The sequence below is a fragment of the Rhodopseudomonas pentothenatexigens genome, from assembly GCF_900218015.1.
Classification (GTDB): Bacteria; Pseudomonadota; Alphaproteobacteria; order Rhizobiales; family Xanthobacteraceae; genus Rhodopseudomonas; species Rhodopseudomonas pentothenatexigens.
Genome location: NZ_UFQQ01000008.1, coordinates 212,082 through 228,840 on the forward strand (window position 1 = coordinate 212,082; position 16,759 = coordinate 228,840).

Here is a 16,759-nt window from a genome sequence, read left to right on the forward strand (position 1 = left end):
CCTCCTTTAGCTCGCGATCCGGTCGCGGGTGTGCGGCGACAGCCGCTTGCGAAACGCTTCGGTGAGCGCCGGCAGCAGGCGGATCGCATCGGTGACGAGGGCGAGATGGGCGAAATCGAAGATCGGCGCGTTCTTGTCGGTGTTGATCGCGACGATCAGGTCGGAGCCGTCGACGCCGACGCGGTGCTGGATCGCGCCGGAGATGCCGGCGGCGATGTACAGCTTCGGCCGGATGGTCTTGCCGGTCTGGCCGATCTGGCGATCGGCAGAGACCCAGCCCTTCTGCACCAGTGGCCGCGAGCAGCCGTATTCGGCGCCGAGTACGCCGGCGAGCTGGCGGACCAGCTGGAAGTTCTCGGGCGATGCCAGACCGAGCCCGCCGGCGACGACGACGTCGGCGTAAGCGAGGTTCGAGGTCGCCTTGTCGCGATCCGGTACGAAGGCCAGGATCTTGGTGACGATATCGGCTTCGACCAAGCCGAGCGGGAATTCGATGACGCGGCCGACCGGCTTTTCGACCCGTTCGGGCATCGACATCACCCGCGGTCGCACGGTCGCCATCTGCGGCCGGAAGTTGAGCGTGTAGATCGTGCAGAGCAGCGAGCCGCCGAAGGTCGGGCGGGTCGCGGCGAGCGAATTGTCGGCATCGACCTCGAGCTCGGTGCAGTCGGCGGTCAGGCCGGTGAGCAGCGTGGTCGCCACCGCGCCGGCGAGGTCGCGGCCGAGCGTGGTGGCGCCGAGCAGCAGGATCTCCGGCTTGTGGGTGTTGACCAGGTCGGTCAGCGCCTTGGTGTAGGACTCGTTGCGATAGTCGGTCAGCACGTCGTCGGCGACGACGTAAGCGAGGTCTGCGCCGTAGCAGAACGACTCGGCGACCGCGGCCTTGGTGGCGTCGCCGGTCGGGCCGATCACCACCGCGGCGAGCTCGACGCCGAGCTTGTCGGCGAGGCGGCGGCCGGAGCCCATCAGCTCCCAGGATACGGGGTGAACGTGACCACGCTCCTGCTCGATAAACACCCAGACGTGCTTATAGGCTTTGAAATGCTCCGGCAGCTCCTTCTTGGCGGCGGCGCGTCCGGCGGGCTGCGGGGCAGGCTTGGCGGGCTGGCTCATCGAAGCGGCTCTCTGTTCGGGTTGTCAGAATCCGCGCGCCAGCTCGAACATTTCGTTCTCGAGCTTGGGCCGGAGCTTGAAGATTTCATCGATCAGCGCCTCGGCCGGCGGCTGGCCGGCGGCCTCGACGACCTTGGCCTTCTCGGCGCGCGGAGTTGGCGCAAACACGCGCTTCACCACCGTCGGCGAACCGCGCAGGCCGCACTTCTGGATGTCCTCGACGCCGGCATCCTGCGCGCTCCACTTCACCACTTCGGCGCGGGCGGCGTTGAGCGCATTGATCATCGAGCCGCGACGCACCTGATTGGTGCCTTCCAGCATGGTGATCAGGCACGGCAGATTGCTGCGCAGCACCTGGACGCCGCCTTCGGAGCGGCGCTCGACTTCGATGGTGCGGCCTTCGAGGTCGAGCGAAGACACCTTCGAGACGTAGGTGAGCTGCAGGTAGTCGAGCCGTTTGCAGATGCCGGGGCCGACCTGGGCGGTGTCGCCGTCGATCGTCTGCTTGCCGGTGAACACCACGTCGACGGCGCCGAAGGTGGAGCCGATCTTGCGGATCGCGGCGGCGAGCGCGTAGCTGGTCGCCAGCGTGTCGGAGCCGGCGAAGAAGCGGTCGGTCAGCAGCACGGCGCGGTTGGCGCCGATGGTGAGCGCCTTGCGCAGGGAGTCCTCGGCAGTCGGCGGCCCCATCGTCAGCACGGTGACTTCGCCGCCGAAATTGTCGCGCAGCCGCAGCGCCTCTTCGAGCGCGAACAGATCGTAGGGATTGATGATCGTCGGCACGCCCTGGCGCATGATCGTATTGGTGACCGGATGCACGCGGATTTGGGCCGAGTCCGGAACCTGCTTGATACAGACGACGATATGCATGGAGTGGCTCCGCGCTTGCTGACAGAAGCTTGACGACGGAGACTTATGAGCAAGCCTCGTACCAACTTTTCCGGCGCAGAGAATATCGCGGCAAACCAATCACTTGCTGTGAGGGACTGGGATTGTTACCGGCGCTTCCGAGGGTTGCAATCCGACAACCGCGACACTTGTCGGGAAGGCGACAGCGGCGTGACCGACCAGACATTTCACGGGCGCGTGAAATCGCGCGACGAACACAACGTGGATGTGAGAAAGCGCAGCAGCCGGCCGCAGCAAAGCGGCCCGCCGCGAGAGCGACGGGCCGGCGATGGCGAAGAGATCGCGTGGTTATTTCAGTGCGTCGAGCGGGACGAAGGCCGGACGCTTCGGCGCCTTCGGTGCCACCGCGTCCTTCAGCACCTTGAACACCCGCTGATCGAGCGGCGAGGACGCGACGAAGTCGGCATAGGCCCGCTCCAGCACCGCCTTGCAGCGCGCCGCGGCTTCGTCGCCCGGCAGATGCTCGAGATCTTCGCCGGCCAAATACTGCCCCATGCGCCGAAGAATGTGCAGTCGCGCCACGTTGAGCAGCTTCGGATCGTATTCCACGCCGAGCAGCTCGAAGAACTCCTCGGCCGAGCCGGCGCGCTGCAGCCGGGCGACGATGTCGGCGGGGTCGGTGACGGCAGATGCGCTCATCTCGATCTCCTTGGGTCTGTTGTCGCCGCTTAGGCGCAGTTGGTGAGCGGCCGCTCGCGGACTTCGCGCCAGATCGCGATCAGTGTCTCGTTGCCGACCGGGCCCTTGTGGGTGACTGCATAACGGCGGACCTGGGCTAGAATTCCCTGAGCCTCGTCCGCGGTCGCCGGCAGATCCAGCTTGGCGAGCGACGACGTAATCGCCGACAGCCCGGAATGCTTGCCGATGACGATGCGGTTCGAGCGCCCAAACAAGTTCGGATCGAGCGACTGGTAGGTGCGCTGATCCTTGAGCAGGCCGTCGACGTGTATCCCCGATTCATGGGTGAAGACGTGTTCGCCGACGATCGCCTTGTTGAGCGGGATGGTGCGAGCCGCCGCGGTCGCGACCAGGTCGGCGACGTTACCAAGCTCCGACAGCACGATGCCGGTGTCGCGGCCATAGAGCTGCTTGAGCGCCACCGCCACTTCTTCGAGCGGCGCGTTTCCGGCACGCTCACCAAGACCGATCACCGTCACCGAGGCGTGGCTGGCGCCGGCGCGCAACGCCGCCAGGGTGTTGGCGGTGGCGAGGCCGAGATCGTCGTGGCCATGGAATTCCAGCTCGAGGTCGGTCGAGGCGCGAAGCGTCGCCAGCAGCGCATGGCTGGAGAACGGGTCGAGCACGCTCAGTGTATCGGCGATCCGAAACCGGCGCGCACCGGACGCCTTTGCGGTGGCGATCACCTCGGCGAGGAATTCGGGATCGGCCCGCGACGAATCCTCGCCGCCGACCGCGACATCGAGGCCGCAGTCCCGGGCATAACCGACCACGCGCTTGACGGTCTCGATCGCATTCGACCGCTTGCCGCCGAGCTTGGCGGCAATCTGTACGTCCGACACCGGCACCGAGACGTTGACCATCGAGACGCCGGCCTTCAGCGCGGCATCGACGTCTTCGGTGCGCATCCGGCACCACGCGATGGTGGTCAGCGGCAGCCCGGCTTCGACGATAGCGCGAATCGCGGAGATCTCGTCGGCACCCATCGCCGGCGTTCCCGCCTCGATTTCCGGCACGCCGGCCCGCGCCAGCGCGCGCGCGATCGCGACCTTTTCAGCGGTGGTGAACGCAACTCCCGGCGCCTGTTCGCCGTCGCGCAACGTGGTGTCGTTGAGCACGATCGGCGCGGACTGGAAACCGCATGACTGATCCGGCCGGACGATCTCAGACTTGATCTCAGACATGGGGCGTTCCTTGCGCACTTCCTGACGAACGCCCGACCGCCCGCGGAGCATCGTCGGCCCCAAACGGTGAGATCGCCCGCAGCTTTGCGACGATGGCGGGAACGACTTCGAGGGCTCGGTCGATGTCGGCATCGGTGTTGTCGCGTGACAGCGAAAACCGGACGCCGCCGCGGACCGCGTCCTCGGCGACCTTCATCGCCATCAGCACATGCGACGGCTCGAACGAGCCGGTCGCGCAGGCCGAGCCCATCGACGCGGCGATGCCAGAACGGTCCAGCAGGGTGATGATCGCCTCGCTGTCGATGAACGAGAACGCGAGGTTCGATGTGTTGGGCAGCCGCTCGGCGCGTGCGCCGACGGCGACGCAGTGATCGACCCGCTCCAGGATCCCGCGTTCGAGCCGGTCGCGAAGCCCGCGCACGCGGATGTCCTCGTCGGCCATCGCGGCGGCGGCAAGTTCCGCCGCGATGCCGAGGCCGACGATGCCCGGCACGTTCTCAGTGCCGGCGCGACGGCCGCGCTCCTGCTGGCCGCCCTTGATCTGCGGCTTGAAGCGGAGGCCGCTGCGGACATACAGCGCGCCGACGCCCTTCGGTCCGTGCAGCTTGTGTGCGGACAGCGACAGCATGTCGATCATGGTGGACTGCAGGTCGATCGGGCACTTGCCGACAGCCTGCACCGCGTCGGTGTGGAACAGCGCGCCGACCTCCTTGGCGAGTTCGGCAAGATCGGCCACCGGCTGGATCACGCCGGTCTCGTTGTTGGCCCACATGATCGAGGCGATCGCGACCCGATCCGACAGCGCCTCGCGATACGCGACGATGTCGAGCCGGCCCTGGCGATCGACTGGGATCAGATGGACGCGGATGCCCTTGTTCTTTTCTAGCCAGGCGCACAGCGACAGCACCGCCGGATGTTCCACCGCCGAGATGATCACTTCGCGCCGGCGCGGCGCCGCTTCCAGCGCGGAGAGGATCGCGGCATTGTTGCTCTCGGTACCGCCCGAGGTGAAGATCAGCTCGTGCGGCTGCGCGGCGCCGAGCAGCGCCTGAACCCGTTCGCGGGCGCGCTTGACGGCGAGCGCTGCATGGCCGCCGAGCGCGTATTTGGACGACGGGTTGCCGTAATACAGCGAGAAGTACGGCAGCATCGCTTCGACGACGCGCGGATCGGTCCGCGTCGTGGCATTGGCGTCGAGATAAACGATGTCTGCCTGCTCGTTCATGACACCGGCACCACGCGGAGCGGCCGGCCGAACTTTTCGCTGAGCTTGGCCTGAACGCCCGACAGCGTCACCGACGAAAGCTGACAGCCGACGCAATTGCCGGACAACCGGACATAGACGATGTTGCCGTCCAGGCTGACGAATTCGCAGTCACCGCCGTCGCGCTGCAGTAGCGGGCGCAGTTCCTCGACCGCGGCGGCAATCAGCATCTCCTGCGGCGGCGCATCCACCAGTCCCGCCGGCGGAGTTGCCGGACGCGGCGGCGTGGCCTTGGCGATCGGGCGCAGATGCGCGGGCGTCGTCTTGGCGGCGAAAATATTGGCGCCCGGCGGCGGCGCGCCATGCGGCTTCAACTCGGTGGCGCGCGGTGTCGCGGAGCCGATCCGGTAGGCGTCTTCGGCCGGGATCAGGCCGTCCTCGACCATCTCGGCGTTCACACGCGCCAGCAGGGATTCGATCTGCTTGAAACAGGTGCTGCAGCTGCCCGCGGCCTTGGTGTAGGCGGTCACGTCGTCGAGGCTGGTCAGCCGGTTGAAGCGGATGGTGCGCTCGATCATCATCTGGCCGACGCCGAGGCATTTGCAGGCCGGCGGCGCATCCGCCTCGCTCACCGCTGCCTTGCCACGATATGACCCGATCGCCTGCTGCAGGGCCTCGAAAGTCATCACCGCGCAATACATCCGCTCGCGCGGCAGATCGCCCAGATAGTCGGCAATCGCCGCGGCGCTGATGCCGCTGGCTTCGTCGATGGTTTTGCCCGTGATCATGTCGGTCAGCGCCGCCGAAGCGGCGATCGCCGAGCTGCAGCCGAACGCCTGAAAGCGAGCCTGTGCGATCCGCCCGTCGTCGGGTTCGACCTTCAGCATCAGCTTGACGGCATCACCCCAGCCGATGCTGCCGAAGCGTCCGACCGCGTTGGCCTGCGGCAACGGACCGGCATTTGCGGAGGTGGAGAAGTGATGGTCGAACTTGCCGAGGCTGAGCATGGCCCGCTCCCGTAGCTGGCGTTGCGCTTAACCGAACGACTTGCCGCAACCGCACTTGGTGCCGGCATTGGGATTGTCGAAGGTGAAGCCCGAGCCCTCCAGGCTTTCGACGAAGTCGATCGTCATGCCGGACAGCAGCGGCTGCGAGTCGGGATCGATGAACACTTTGACGCCACCGGCTTCGACCACCGCGTCGTCAACCCGCGGCTCGGCGTCGAGACCGATCAGGTATTTGTAGCCGGCGCAGCCGCCCGCCTCGACCATGACGCGCAGCCCGGCTTCGAGCTTGCCGGCGCGCGACATCGCGGCCTTCACGGCGGTCCCGGCTTGTTCGGTGAGAATGATCATGGTCGGCCTCCATCGGTTGGGTCCGACATGAACTGGTGCAACCGCTGTGCCAGCACGGGCGCGAACGACAAGCTACTGATTTCGTGCAAGATTATCAGCACACGACAATGTCGGAGGTCCGACATGGTCGTGAAGCCGACGGTTTCCAACAATCGCTCGCAGCTATTCATCTCAAGGCCGCAAGCACCGCGCCCCCTTCACCCTCCCCTGGAGGGGGAGGGTTGGCACGCAGGCCGCGAAGCGGAGTGCGTGACGGGCTTGGGGGGGAGCTGCGGGCACGGCGGATGAACTCTCCGCCACCCCACCCGGCTCGCTGCGCGAGCGCCCCCCCTCCGGGGGGGTGAAGAGCAGCGTCACTCCGTCAAGCCGCGCCGGTCCCCCGCAGGTCGACCTCACGGCGGCGGATCGCCATCCGGCTTTCGCCGCTCTCTTCACCGAAGCACTCGGCGAAGTCGCCGCACTGCGAGCAGACCGGGGTGCTACACATCACCATACCATCGTCTTCGCAGAGCTTGCGGTAGAAGAACCGCTTCCAGCGCATGTTGCGGGTGTTGTCGCGGGCCAGCGGCTCGAAATGCCGCATCAGCAGCCGGCTCAACTCGGCGCGGCTGCGCAGGCCGAGATCTTCCCACAGATGCTCCGGCTGCATTGCCCGGCGCGCCACCATCGCGGCGAGCCAGCGACCGACGTCGCCAGAGGTCGAGCGATGCTTGAGCAGCAGATCGCAGACCATCGCGGCTTCCTCGTCCCCGTCGTGCTCGCCGACCGCCAGCACTGACAACAGGACCGAGACATGCGGGAACCAGCCGACGATCAGCGCCGCGAAATCGTCGGCCGTCAGACCGCTGGACTCCGTGATCGAGCCGGGTTCGGTGACCGCAACCGACAGGATCGACGCCAGCACGTGACGATCGAATGCCCGATCGTCATCGATCTGGGCTTCGGCCGGGGTGCAGCCGGTCAAGGCCCGGTACACCACCGCCGGAGAGGACGCGAAGCTCGACGCCGTCACGCGCAGCGGCAGCGCCGCCGCCCCTGCCGTCTGGATTCCCGCCGCGCCGAGCATGCCCGTCGCTCCCTTGTTTAGAGCCCGAGTTCGCTGGCCTTGACGTGGGTCTGGCACGCCTTCGGACAGACCCGGACACACGCCGAGCAGCCGATGCAATTGCCGGCCGCGTCGAGCACCATCACCTTGCGGACGAATTCCTCGTCGTCATCGTCATCGTCGAGCGTACAGGCGACCAGTTCGCCGTCCTCGTTGACGCCCATCAGATGCATCACGTCGCGCGAGCAGACCTTGTGGCAGCGGCCGCAGCCGATGCACTTCTTGTCGTCGATCGCGGTGAGATAAGTCGGTTCCCACGGCTGACCGTCGCGGGTGGAAAAGATCGCCATTGCTCGCTCCTCGCACGGCTCGCGGCCGCGCCGTTCGGGCTGAAGCAGCCGACCGCGTTCAGGCGGCTTTCGCTTCCAGCTCCTTCAAAGCCTTCCGCGCGGCTTCAAGGGCCGCGTAGGCATCCTGGGTTTCCTGCGCCACCGTCATGATGGTCTGCCAATTGATCGGCAGCTCCTCGGACAGGTCATGCAGATTCATTTTCATCGTGGTCGCGCGGGCGGACAGCTTCTTGATCTCGGCCTTCAGCGTTTCGATCTCGGACATGCTGCGTTCGCTCCGGTTCAGAGATTGGCGACATCGGGATATTTCAGGATCATCTGCACGCCCGCGGCGACCAACTTGTCGCCCTCCTCGGCCAGCTTGCCGAGGTTGTCGAAGCCGAAGCGATGGACGTCGCGCATGTGCTTGTTGATGACGATCAGCCGGCCGGCACTGAGGATCAGTCGGCCGAAGCCCTCGTGGTGCATCTTCATCATCGGCGACACCATGACCTTGGTCTCGCGCTCGATCGACAAAGCGACCGCGTTGTAGAACAGCTCGAGCCGCCACAACGTCTCGGGATCCGGATCGCCCATGATCGGGATCTCGCGGCGCTTGGCCTTGTCGACGATGAACGGCTCCAGCAGTTTGAGATCGGTCTTGCCCTCCCAGACACCGTGGGTGTCCTGGGCGCGGAGCTGCTTGACCAATTCCTTGACGAACAGCGAGTCGAGCGCGGCGTCGGAAGCAGTGGTGGTGTCGGTCATGTCAGGCCTCGTCGGCAAAATCGAAGGTGCGCTCTTCACCCTTCATCAGCGCCTTACGCAGCCACGGCGGCGGCACGCCGCGCAGCACGCCCTGCAGCTTGGTGATCAGATCCGTGATCAGCTCCGGCTGCGCCAGCTTCAGCGGATGCACCTGAGCGGCGACGACACGCGCCGCGCCGGAGCCGCCGATCGCCGTGCAGTACATGATGGCGCAGTCGCGGATCGCCTCGATCTTGGCGACCAGCTTGTCCTCGTTGCCGTCTTCCTTTTCCTCGGCGAACTGGACCGCTTCGACGAAGCGATAATCGTCGGCGGTGACTTCGTAGATCGCGATGTTCCGGGCCCAGCCGAAATGCGCGTCGACGCGCGCAAGATCCTGAGTGGCGAAGGCGACTTTCATGCCGGTTCTCCTGGGTTGTACATCGGCGCTCTCCTTCGCTTGACGATCGTCGTTGCTAATGAGCCGTAGCCGGCGCATCGGTCTGATCCGGACGAGCAGAGGCACTCCGCCAGCTGTTCACGTCCGGCTCCTTGATGTTGGCGATGAACAAATTGCCGATCGCGAAGATCAGATCGCGGGTGCCGCGATAGCCGACCGCGACCTGGTGCGCGGCGCCGAGCCGGTCGAACATCGGCAGGCCCATCCGGAACAGCGGCACGCCGAGCCGTTCTGCGGCCTGCCGACCGTGCGAGTGCGTCACCAGCAGGTCGCAGTCCTCGGCGCGGCATTCGAGATCTTCGAGGTCACCGATCAGCACCTCGTCGGCCGGCACCCGCGCCAGGACCGGCGAGGTGGTGGTGGTCACCGCGGCGCTGACGGTGCAGCCCATGTCGGCGAGCCAGCCGCCGATATTCAGCAGCATGTCCGGCTCGGCACCGATCGCGACATTCTTGCCGCCGAAATAGAAGTGACCGTCGAGCATGGCGTCGACCAGCTGGCTGCGCTGCCGGCGATACTTCTGCGGCACCGGACGGCCGCTGATCCTGGCCAGCGTCGCCATCAGTTCATCGGCGGCGACAAGTCCTGTGACCCGCGCCAGCAGCGTGAACGGCACGCCGGCCTTGGCTTCGAGCGCGACTGCCGCTTTGCGCATCTGCTCGCCGAGCGCCAACGTGTGGCCTGCACCGCCCATCGCGGCGACGTCGGCGACCGAGACGCCACCATGGGTGGTCGGGGTGAAGTCGTCCGGTACGTGGCCGTCGAGCGAGCCGGAAATGTCCGGCAAGAAGGTCGGCGTCAGGCCGAAGGCTTCGATGATATCGCGCAATTCATCGATGTCGCCCGGCGTCAGGTGACTGCCGGCCAGCACGTTGATCTTGCCGGCATCCGGCGTGGCGCCTTCTGCCGGCGCCTCGACCAGGTACTCGACGATCCGCGTCACCGTCGCGGCAAAGCCGTCTTCGAACGCGCCCTTGAAGTCCGGCGTCGACACCGGCACCAACGCGACATGCGCGAGTTCCGGATGCTTCTTGCGCACGTCCCTGATGTAGCCGTCGAGATCGTCGCCTTTGATCTCGGTGACGCCGGTGGTGCAGATCCCGATCACGTCGGGCTTGGTGCGGCCGACGATGTTGACGATCGCCTGCTCGACATTCTCGAACCCGCCGAGCACGGTGGCGACTTCGCTCATCGCGGTGGTCTGCAGCGGGATCTGTTCGCGAAAGTGCCGGACGAAAAGCACCAGGCCGAACGAGGTGCAGCCCTGAGAGCCGTGCAGCAGCGGCATGCAGTTGCGAAGGCCCATCAAGGCCAGTGCCGCGCCGAGCGGCTGACTCATCCGGAGCGGATTGACGGTGCAGGACTTGGTCGAGGTGACGATCTGTGCCATCGCGGCCTCCTCACGCCACCTGGGCCGAGCGTCCGAAGATCGCGCGCTGGCGATCGTCGGCAGCGTTGGCGGCATCGGCGCGCTGTTCCCAGGTCACCTCGTCCCACGGCGGGGCGCTACGCACCTGAGCCCAGATCGGATTGGACAGCGACTTGTCGATCTGCCGGACCATCTCGACGATGCCGACATAGCCGCAATACGCGTAGGTCCGCTCCTGGTTGATATCCATCCAGGGCATCCGCGCCTTCAGCGCGACGAATTGCGAGCGCCCGCCCGACAGCATGATGTCGGCCTGCGCCTCTTTCAGCATCTTGTACATTTCGCGCGGGCGCAGATCGTCGATCTGGTGGACGTCCGGGCTCATCTCCTTGAGCCGCGCCTTGTCTTCCTTGGTCGACTTCTTGACGCTGGTGCCGACGATCGTCAGCCCGGCCTCCTGCAGCGCCGCCACCACCGACCACGACTTCACGCCGCCGGTGATCAGCAGCACCTTCTTGCCTTCAAGCCGCGGGGTGTAAGCCTTGATCGCCGCCCACGCCTTGGCCTCTTCGCGTGCGATCAGAGCTTCGGTACGGGCCATCAGCTCGTCGGGCGCGCCGCGGGCGATCAGCAGCCGGGCGATCTGACGCAGCGATTCGGAGGTGTCGCTGATGCCGTAGAACGAGCCTTCGAAATACGGGATGCCGTAGCGCTCTTCCATCTTGCGCGCGACGTTGATCATCGCGGTCGAGCACACCATCATGGCGGCGCGGGCGCGGTGCGACTGCGCAACTTCGTGATAGCGCGCATCGCCCGACAGGCAGGACAGGATGCGGATGCCGAGCTCGTCGAGCAGCGGCTTGACCTGCCACAATTCGCCCGCGACGTTGTATTCGCCGATGATGTTGATGTCGTAGGGAGTGGTGAATTCCGGCTCCTGGGTGCCGATCACGTAATCGAGCATCGCCTCGCCGGCGAGCTTGTTGCCGAGGTTCTTCGGGCCGACGAAACCGGGCGAGATGATCGGAATGCAGGGCTTGCCGAACCTCTCGGCCGCCACCTTGCAGACGGCGACGATGTCGTCCCCCATCATCGCCGGCACGCAGGTCTGATACACGAAGACTGCGGGCGGATCGTACTTCTCGATGATTTCCTTGATCGACCGGAACAGCCGCTTCTCGCCGCCAAAAATGACGTCGTTCTCGCCCATGTCGGTGGTGAAGCCAGTGCGATACAGCTTCGAGCCGGACGACTTGGTGCCGCGGTTATCCCAGGACGAGCCTTCGCAGGCGATCGGGCCGTGCACCAGATGCGCGACGTCGACGATCGGCTGCAGCGCGATCTTGGCGCCGTCGAAGGCGCAGCCGCCGGCTGCGCCCCCCGGCTGCAGTGGTTTGCTGCAGCCTTTCTTGCGTTGCTTGTCGGACTTGGCCTGATTGGCCGCACAACCAGGCTCGTTGAAGACCTCTTGAATCTTGTCTGCGAGTCTGGTCATGCGGCGCTCCTGACAGTCAGGTGGTCCGAAGCTTCGGCATCAGCGGATGATGTCGAAACTGATGTCGGTCTTGCCGGAGACGTTGGTCGACTTGTCCATCTCGTCGAAGATCTTGTCGAGGATCTTGACCAGGACGTTCATCGACCCCTGATAGCCCCACACCGGCGCACGGTGATGGTGATGGCGATCGAAGATCGGGAAGCCGAGACGGATCAGCGGGGTGCCGGTGTCGCGCTCGAGATACTTGCCGTAGGTGTTGCCGATCATGAAGTCGACCGGTTCGGTGAACAGCAGCGAGCGCAGATGCCAGAGATCCTTGCCGGCGTAGACCTTGCAGCCGGCGCCGAACGGCGAGCTATCGAGAAGCGCCTGCACCTTGGCTTCCCAGGTCTTGTTGCCGTTGGTCGCCAGGATGTGGGTGGGTTCGCCGCCGAGTTCCAGGATGAATTCGGCGAGGCCGTAGCACAGGTCCGGATCGCCATAGATTGCGAACTTCTTGCCGTGGATGTGGGCGGCCGAGTCGGCGATGGCGTCGACGAGTCGGCCACGCTCCTTGGTCAGCGCTTCCGGGATCGCCTTGCCGGTGATGCGCGACACCGCCTGCAGGAAGCGGTCGGTGCCGGTGACGCCGACCGGGTGATTGAACGCGACCACTTCCTGGCCATGGTCGGCGATCGTCGCCAGGGTCTTCTCGGTGCAGAACTCCTGCATCGAGATCGTCGCCTTGGCGTGGATGGCGTTGGCGGCCTGCTCCAGCGTGGTGCCGCCGTCGTACATCCGGAACTCGCCGTCGGCCGGGGTGTCCCAGACGTCGCTGTTGTCACCGAAGATGGTGTATTCGACGCCCATGGTGTCGAAGATGCGCTTGATTTCGCGGAGGTTACCGACGGTGTAGCCGTCGAAGCCGCCGAGGAAGTTGATCGACTCGTTGGGCTTGCGCTCGAGCTTCGGCGCGGTGCCGGACTTGCCGTCCCAGAAGTGTTCGACCACGCCCTTCATGGTGTTGTCGTAGCCGGTGATGTGGCTGCCGACGAACGCCGGGGTGTGGGCGTAGGTGACGTCGAAGTCCGTCGGGACCGAGCCCTTCTCCTTGGCGTTCTTGATGAACGCATTGAGGTCGTCACCGATGACTTCCGCCATGCAGGTGGTCGAGACCGCAATCATCTTCGGCTTGTACAGCGCATAGGCGTTGGCCAGGCCGTCGATCATGTTGTTGAGGCCGCCGAACACCGCGGCGTCTTCGGTCATCGACGACGACACGCAGGAGGTCGGCTCCTTGAAGTGCCGGGTGAAGTGGCTGCGATAATAGGCGACGCAGCCCTGCGAACCGTGCACGAACGGCAGCGTCTTTTCGAAGCCGACCGCTGCGAACACTGCGCCGAGCGGCTGGCAGGCCTTGGCCGGGTTGATGACGAGAGCTTCGCGGGCGAAGTTCTTGTCCTGATATTCCTTGGTCTTGGTCCAGTCCGAGACGCGCGCGACCTCGGCTTCGCCAACATAATTCTCGAAATTCTTCCGCTTGTTCTCCATCAACTCTTCGTACTGGGGCTCACGGAAGAGGTCGAAGTGATCGCGGATCTTCTCTGCGGTCTCGGTCATGGTGATGTCTTTCCCAAGAATTCGGTGTCGCGGCGCTTCCGGCGGCTGGCGCCGGAAGCGCCGGTGTGAAGGTTCAGCTCAGCTCCAAGGTGCCTTGGTCAGTTTCCAGACCGGGGCATTGATGGCGATGTCCATGTCGCGGGCGAAGATGCCGAACCCGTCGTAGCCATGATAGGGGCCTGAATAGTCCCAGGAATGCATCTGCCGGAACGGAACGCCCATCTTCTGGAAGATGTATTTTTCCTTGACGCCGGAGCCGACCAGGTCGGGCTGCACCTTCTCGACGAACTTCTCGAATTCGTAGCCGGTGACGTCGTCGTAGATCAGCGTGCCGTCCTTCACGTAATGGGTGGTGCGCTGATAGTCGTCGTTATGGGCGAACTCGTAGCCGGTGCCGACCACTTCCATGCCGAGGTCTTCGTAGGCGCCGATGACGTGGCGCGGACGCAGACCGCCGACATAGAGCATCACCTTCTTGCCTTCGAGGCGCGGGCGATATTTGGCGATCACCGCCTCCATCTGCGGCTTGTACTTGGCGATGACGCGCTCGGCGCCTTCCTTGATCTTGTCGTCGAACTTGGACGCGATCTCGCGCAAGCTCGCCTCGATCTTGGACGGGCCGAAGAAGTTGTATTCCACCCACGGAATCCCGAACTTCTCTTCCATGTGCCGCGTGATGTAGTTCATCGAGCGGTAGCAGTGCAGGATGTTCAGCTTCGCCTTCGGGGTGTTCTCCAGCTCGGCGATGGTGCCGTCGCCGGACCACTGCGCGATCACGCGGAGGCCCATTTCCTCGAGCAGGATGCGCGAGGCCCAGGCGTCGCCGCCGATGTTGTAGTCGCCGATGATCGCGACGTCGTAGGGGGTCGACTGGAAACCCGCGTTCTTCTCGCCGGCCTTGTCGAACACCCAGTCACGGATCACGTCGTTGGCGATGTGGTGGCCGAGCGACTGCGACACGCCGCGGAAGCCCTCGCAGCGCACCGGGATGATCGGCTTGCCGTCATACTGCTTCGACTTGGCCTTGGAGACCGCCTCGATGTCGTCACCGATCAGACCGATCGGGCATTCCGACTGCACCGAGATGCCCTTGGACAGCGGGAACAGCTCCTGGATCTCGTCGATGATCTTGCCGAGCTTCTTGTCGCCGCCGAAGACGATGTCCTTCTCCTGGAAGTCGGAGGTGAACTGCATCGTGCCGAAGGTGTCGACGCCGGTGGTGCCCTTGTAATAGTTGCGGCGCGAGCCCCACGAGTATTGGCCGCAGCCGACCGGGCCGTGGCTGATGTGGACCATGTCCTTGATCGGACCCCACACCACGCCCTTCGAGCCGGCGTAGGCGCAACCGCGGATCGTCATCACGCCCGGGATCGACTTGATATTGGACTTGACCGAGCACTCCGCCTTCTCGGCGTCGTACGTGTTGAGATGCTTGGCGCGACGCTTGGCCGACTTGTCCGGATAGGCCTCCAGGACTTCGCCGATCAGCTTCTTGTTACGTTCCTTGATGTCCGCGGGGGATTCTGCGACTGCGGTGCTCATCGATTGTTCCTCGTGTCTGGGGCCGCCGGGATGGCGGCCGGCCGCGCTGGGCGACCGGCCTGGCTGATGCGATCAGGCGGACGCGGCGGCCGCCTTGGCGGCTTCCTTGGCGGCGAGTTCGGCGAGCTGCTGCTCCTCGGTCTTCATGATGCCGAAGTCGAGCAGCATCTCTTCGAGCTCTTCCATGGTGATCGGAGTCGGGATGGTGCCGTTGCCGCAGTTGGCGTGCACCTTGTTGGCCAGTTCCCGATATTCCTTCGCCTGCTGGCTGTCCGGCGCGTACTGGATCACGGTCTGGCGGCGGAGCTCGGCGTGCTGCACGATGTTGTCGCGCGGCACGAAGTGGATCAGCTTCGAGTTCAGCTTCTTGGCCAGCGCTTCGGCGAGGTCGAGCTCGCGGTCCGTCTGGCGCTCGTTGCAGATCAGGCCGCCGAGGCGGACGCCGCCCGACGAGGCGTACTTCAGAATGCCCTTGGAGATGTTGTTGGCGGCGTACAGCGCCATCATCTCGCCCGACATGACGATGTAGATTTCCTGCGCCTTGTTCTCGCGGATCGGCATCGCGAAGCCGCCGCACACCACGTCGCCGAGCACGTCGTAGGAGACGTAGTCGACATCTTCATAGGCGCCGTTCTCTTCGAGGAAGTTGATCGCGGTGATGACGCCGCGGCCGGCGCAGCCGACGCCCGGTTCCGGACCACCGGCTTCGGTGCACTTGATGCCCTTGTAGCCGATCTTCATCACGTCTTCGAGTTCGAGGTCTTCCACCGAACCGGCTTCAGCGGCGAGGCTGAGCACGGTGTCCTGCATCTTGGTGTTGAGGATCAGGCGGGTGGAGTCCGCCTTGGGGTCGCAGCCGACGATCAGGATCTTCTGCCCCATCTCGACCAGCGCCGCGAGCGTGTTCTGCGAGGTGGTCGACTTGCCGATGCCGCCCTTGCCGTAGAATGCGATTTGCCGAAGTGCCATGTTTTCTCTCCGTTGACCTAATGCCGTTTGATCGATTTGCGCCGAGGCGCAGCCTTCTTCCGTTCAAAACCGTCGCACGGCTCAGATGCGGACGTTGCCCTTCGCAGTCACTGCTCGGCCAACCATCCCTCGCCTTGCTGATCCCTGTTTTGCAACGACCGTGCCAAGCCTCGCCGGAGACGAAAAACCGAATGAATTCGCGGAGATGTACAATGCTCGGGTAGAATGTACGCACATGTTTAGAATCCGACATCGCGGCCGAGCGGACGACATCCCAGGGGGCGGCTGTTAGAAACGAAACAAACTGATACCGGCTGGGGGGAGCTAAGCGAGACTCTGTCGCAACTCGAGCCCGCCTTCACCGCGTCGTTGCGAACGAGGCGAAGCAATCCAGTGCCCGGCGCATGGGACTGCTGGGTTGCTAGGTCGCGGAGCGTATGCCCAGAAGGCGCAAAGCGCCGCTCCGGGTGTTGCTCATCATGGCGAGCAGCGAGATCGCGGGTGATTGAGGACGGCGCGTCTAAGACAGCTCTGTTTTGACAGAATCGCAACCGCGCTCCGGGATGCTCATCACAGGCAGAACCTCATGGTGAGGAGGCGCGAAGCGCCGTCTCGAACCATGCGACGCAGGCGATGCGGCTCCGCATCCTTCGAGACGCCCGGCTGCGCCGGGCTCCTTGTATTAGCGCGATCTGCTATCCTTCATCATTCCCTTCGGGGAATGCCCCGTCCCGGACGGCCATCCGGGACGGGGCGCCGGT

The 16,759-nt window shown here is 64.9% G+C and carries 17 protein-coding genes; all 17 read right to left on the reverse strand.

Annotated features, from left to right (window positions below):
* Positions 1-6: 6 nt before the first annotated feature.
* Positions 7-1,113, reverse strand: a complete 1,107-nt coding sequence (locus tag DWA33_RS09800; RefSeq protein ID WP_110786510.1) for an electron transfer flavoprotein subunit alpha/FixB family protein — start codon at positions 1,111-1,113, stop codon at positions 7-9.
* Between the two features lie 24 nt (positions 1,114-1,137).
* Complete coding sequence (locus tag DWA33_RS09805) at positions 1,138-1,983, reverse strand: electron transfer flavoprotein subunit beta/FixA family protein (RefSeq protein ID WP_114357884.1); 846 nt, start codon at positions 1,981-1,983, stop codon at positions 1,138-1,140.
* Positions 1,984-2,310: 327 nt separating this feature from the next.
* On the reverse strand, positions 2,311-2,661 hold the full coding sequence (gene nifW, locus DWA33_RS09810) for a nitrogenase stabilizing/protective protein NifW (protein ID WP_114357885.1): 351 nt from the start codon (positions 2,659-2,661) through the stop codon (positions 2,311-2,313).
* Between the two features lie 29 nt (positions 2,662-2,690).
* Positions 2,691-3,884 carry a homocitrate synthase gene (nifV, locus tag DWA33_RS09815; RefSeq protein WP_114357886.1) on the reverse strand — a complete coding sequence of 398 codons (1,194 nt, stop codon included), beginning with the start codon at positions 3,882-3,884 and terminating at the stop codon, positions 2,691-2,693.
* Positions 3,877-5,109: a cysteine desulfurase NifS gene (nifS, locus tag DWA33_RS09820; RefSeq protein ID WP_114357887.1), complete on the reverse strand. Its 1,233-nt coding sequence runs from the start codon at positions 5,107-5,109 to the stop codon at positions 3,877-3,879. Before nifS ends, nifV begins: the two co-directional genes overlap by 8 nt.
* Positions 5,106-6,095, reverse strand: coding sequence for a Fe-S cluster assembly protein NifU (gene nifU, locus DWA33_RS09825; RefSeq protein WP_114357888.1), 990 nt, complete (start codon positions 6,093-6,095; stop codon positions 5,106-5,108). The genes nifS and nifU overlap by 4 nt, the downstream gene beginning before the upstream one ends.
* Before the next feature lie 27 nt (positions 6,096-6,122).
* Positions 6,123-6,443: a HesB/IscA family protein gene (locus tag DWA33_RS09830; RefSeq protein ID WP_013504427.1), complete on the reverse strand. Its 321-nt coding sequence runs from the start codon at positions 6,441-6,443 to the stop codon at positions 6,123-6,125.
* A gap of 361 nt (positions 6,444-6,804) precedes the next feature.
* Positions 6,805-7,509 (reverse strand): nitrogen fixation protein NifQ, encoded by a 705-nt coding sequence (locus tag DWA33_RS09835; RefSeq protein WP_114357889.1) that lies wholly within the window; start codon positions 7,507-7,509, stop codon positions 6,805-6,807.
* A gap of 17 nt (positions 7,510-7,526) precedes the next feature.
* Positions 7,527-7,838 (reverse strand): ferredoxin III, nif-specific, encoded by a 312-nt coding sequence (fdxB, locus tag DWA33_RS09840; RefSeq protein ID WP_114357890.1) that lies wholly within the window; start codon positions 7,836-7,838, stop codon positions 7,527-7,529.
* A gap of 58 nt (positions 7,839-7,896) precedes the next feature.
* Complete coding sequence (locus tag DWA33_RS09845; protein ID WP_114357891.1) at positions 7,897-8,103, reverse strand: CCE_0567 family metalloprotein; 207 nt, start codon at positions 8,101-8,103, stop codon at positions 7,897-7,899.
* 17 nt (positions 8,104-8,120) lie between these two features.
* Positions 8,121-8,585 carry a NifX-associated nitrogen fixation protein gene (locus tag DWA33_RS09850; protein WP_114357892.1) on the reverse strand — a complete coding sequence of 155 codons (465 nt, stop codon included), beginning with the start codon at positions 8,583-8,585 and terminating at the stop codon, positions 8,121-8,123.
* A gap of 1 nt (position 8,586) precedes the next feature.
* Positions 8,587-8,985, reverse strand: a complete 399-nt coding sequence (gene nifX / locus DWA33_RS09855; protein ID WP_114357893.1) for a nitrogen fixation protein NifX — start codon at positions 8,983-8,985, stop codon at positions 8,587-8,589.
* Positions 8,986-9,040: 55 nt separating this feature from the next.
* Positions 9,041-10,414, reverse strand: a complete 1,374-nt coding sequence (gene nifN, locus DWA33_RS09860) for a nitrogenase iron-molybdenum cofactor biosynthesis protein NifN (RefSeq protein WP_114357894.1) — start codon at positions 10,412-10,414, stop codon at positions 9,041-9,043.
* Between the two features lie 10 nt (positions 10,415-10,424).
* Positions 10,425-11,888 (reverse strand): nitrogenase iron-molybdenum cofactor biosynthesis protein NifE, encoded by a 1,464-nt coding sequence (gene nifE / locus DWA33_RS09865; RefSeq protein ID WP_114357895.1) that lies wholly within the window; start codon positions 11,886-11,888, stop codon positions 10,425-10,427.
* A 39-nt stretch (positions 11,889-11,927) separates the two neighbouring features.
* Entirely contained in the window at positions 11,928-13,487 is a 1,560-nt protein-coding gene (gene nifK / locus DWA33_RS09870; RefSeq protein WP_114357896.1) for a nitrogenase molybdenum-iron protein subunit beta, read from the reverse strand.
* A 78-nt stretch (positions 13,488-13,565) separates the two neighbouring features.
* Positions 13,566-15,029, reverse strand: coding sequence for a nitrogenase molybdenum-iron protein alpha chain (gene nifD, locus DWA33_RS09875; RefSeq protein WP_114357897.1), 1,464 nt, complete (start codon positions 15,027-15,029; stop codon positions 13,566-13,568).
* Between the two features lie 72 nt (positions 15,030-15,101).
* Positions 15,102-15,998 (reverse strand): nitrogenase iron protein, encoded by an 897-nt coding sequence (gene nifH, locus DWA33_RS09880; protein WP_114357898.1) that lies wholly within the window; start codon positions 15,996-15,998, stop codon positions 15,102-15,104.
* Positions 15,999-16,759: the final 761 nt, after the last annotated feature.

Bases quoted from the DNA above. Each gene is read 5' to 3' on its own strand.
- DWA33_RS09835 (WP_114357889.1), bottom strand. From the start codon at position 7,509: ATGCTCGGCGCGGCGGGAATCCAGACGGCAGGGGCGGCGGCGCTGCCG.
- nifU (WP_114357888.1), bottom strand. From the start codon at position 6,095: ATGCTCAGCCTCGGCAAGTTCGACCATCACTTCTCCACCTCCGCAAAT.
- nifH (WP_114357898.1), bottom strand. From the start codon at position 15,998: ATGGCACTTCGGCAAATCGCATTCTACGGCAAGGGCGGCATCGGCAAG.
- nifS (WP_114357887.1), bottom strand. From the start codon at position 5,109: ATGAACGAGCAGGCAGACATCGTTTATCTCGACGCCAATGCCACGACG.
- DWA33_RS09845 (WP_114357891.1), bottom strand. From the start codon at position 8,103: ATGTCCGAGATCGAAACGCTGAAGGCCGAGATCAAGAAGCTGTCCGCC.
- nifW (WP_114357885.1), bottom strand. From the start codon at position 2,661: ATGAGCGCATCTGCCGTCACCGACCCCGCCGACATCGTCGCCCGGCTG.
- nifX (WP_114357893.1), bottom strand. From the start codon at position 8,985: ATGAAAGTCGCCTTCGCCACTCAGGATCTTGCGCGCGTCGACGCGCAT.
- fdxB (WP_114357890.1), bottom strand. From the start codon at position 7,838: ATGGCGATCTTTTCCACCCGCGACGGTCAGCCGTGGGAACCGACTTAT.
- nifN (WP_114357894.1), bottom strand. From the start codon at position 10,414: ATGGCACAGATCGTCACCTCGACCAAGTCCTGCACCGTCAATCCGCTC.
- nifE (WP_114357895.1), bottom strand. From the start codon at position 11,888: ATGACCAGACTCGCAGACAAGATTCAAGAGGTCTTCAACGAGCCTGGT.
- nifD (WP_114357897.1), bottom strand. From the start codon at position 15,029: ATGAGCACCGCAGTCGCAGAATCCCCCGCGGACATCAAGGAACGTAAC.
- nifK (WP_114357896.1), bottom strand. From the start codon at position 13,487: ATGACCGAGACCGCAGAGAAGATCCGCGATCACTTCGACCTCTTCCGT.
- DWA33_RS09805 (WP_114357884.1), bottom strand. From the start codon at position 1,983: ATGCATATCGTCGTCTGTATCAAGCAGGTTCCGGACTCGGCCCAAATC.
- DWA33_RS09800 (WP_110786510.1), bottom strand. From the start codon at position 1,113: ATGAGCCAGCCCGCCAAGCCTGCCCCGCAGCCCGCCGGACGCGCCGCC.
- nifV (WP_114357886.1), bottom strand. From the start codon at position 3,884: ATGTCTGAGATCAAGTCTGAGATCGTCCGGCCGGATCAGTCATGCGGT.
- DWA33_RS09850 (WP_114357892.1), bottom strand. From the start codon at position 8,585: ATGACCGACACCACCACTGCTTCCGACGCCGCGCTCGACTCGCTGTTC.
- DWA33_RS09830 (WP_013504427.1), bottom strand. From the start codon at position 6,443: ATGATCATTCTCACCGAACAAGCCGGGACCGCCGTGAAGGCCGCGATG.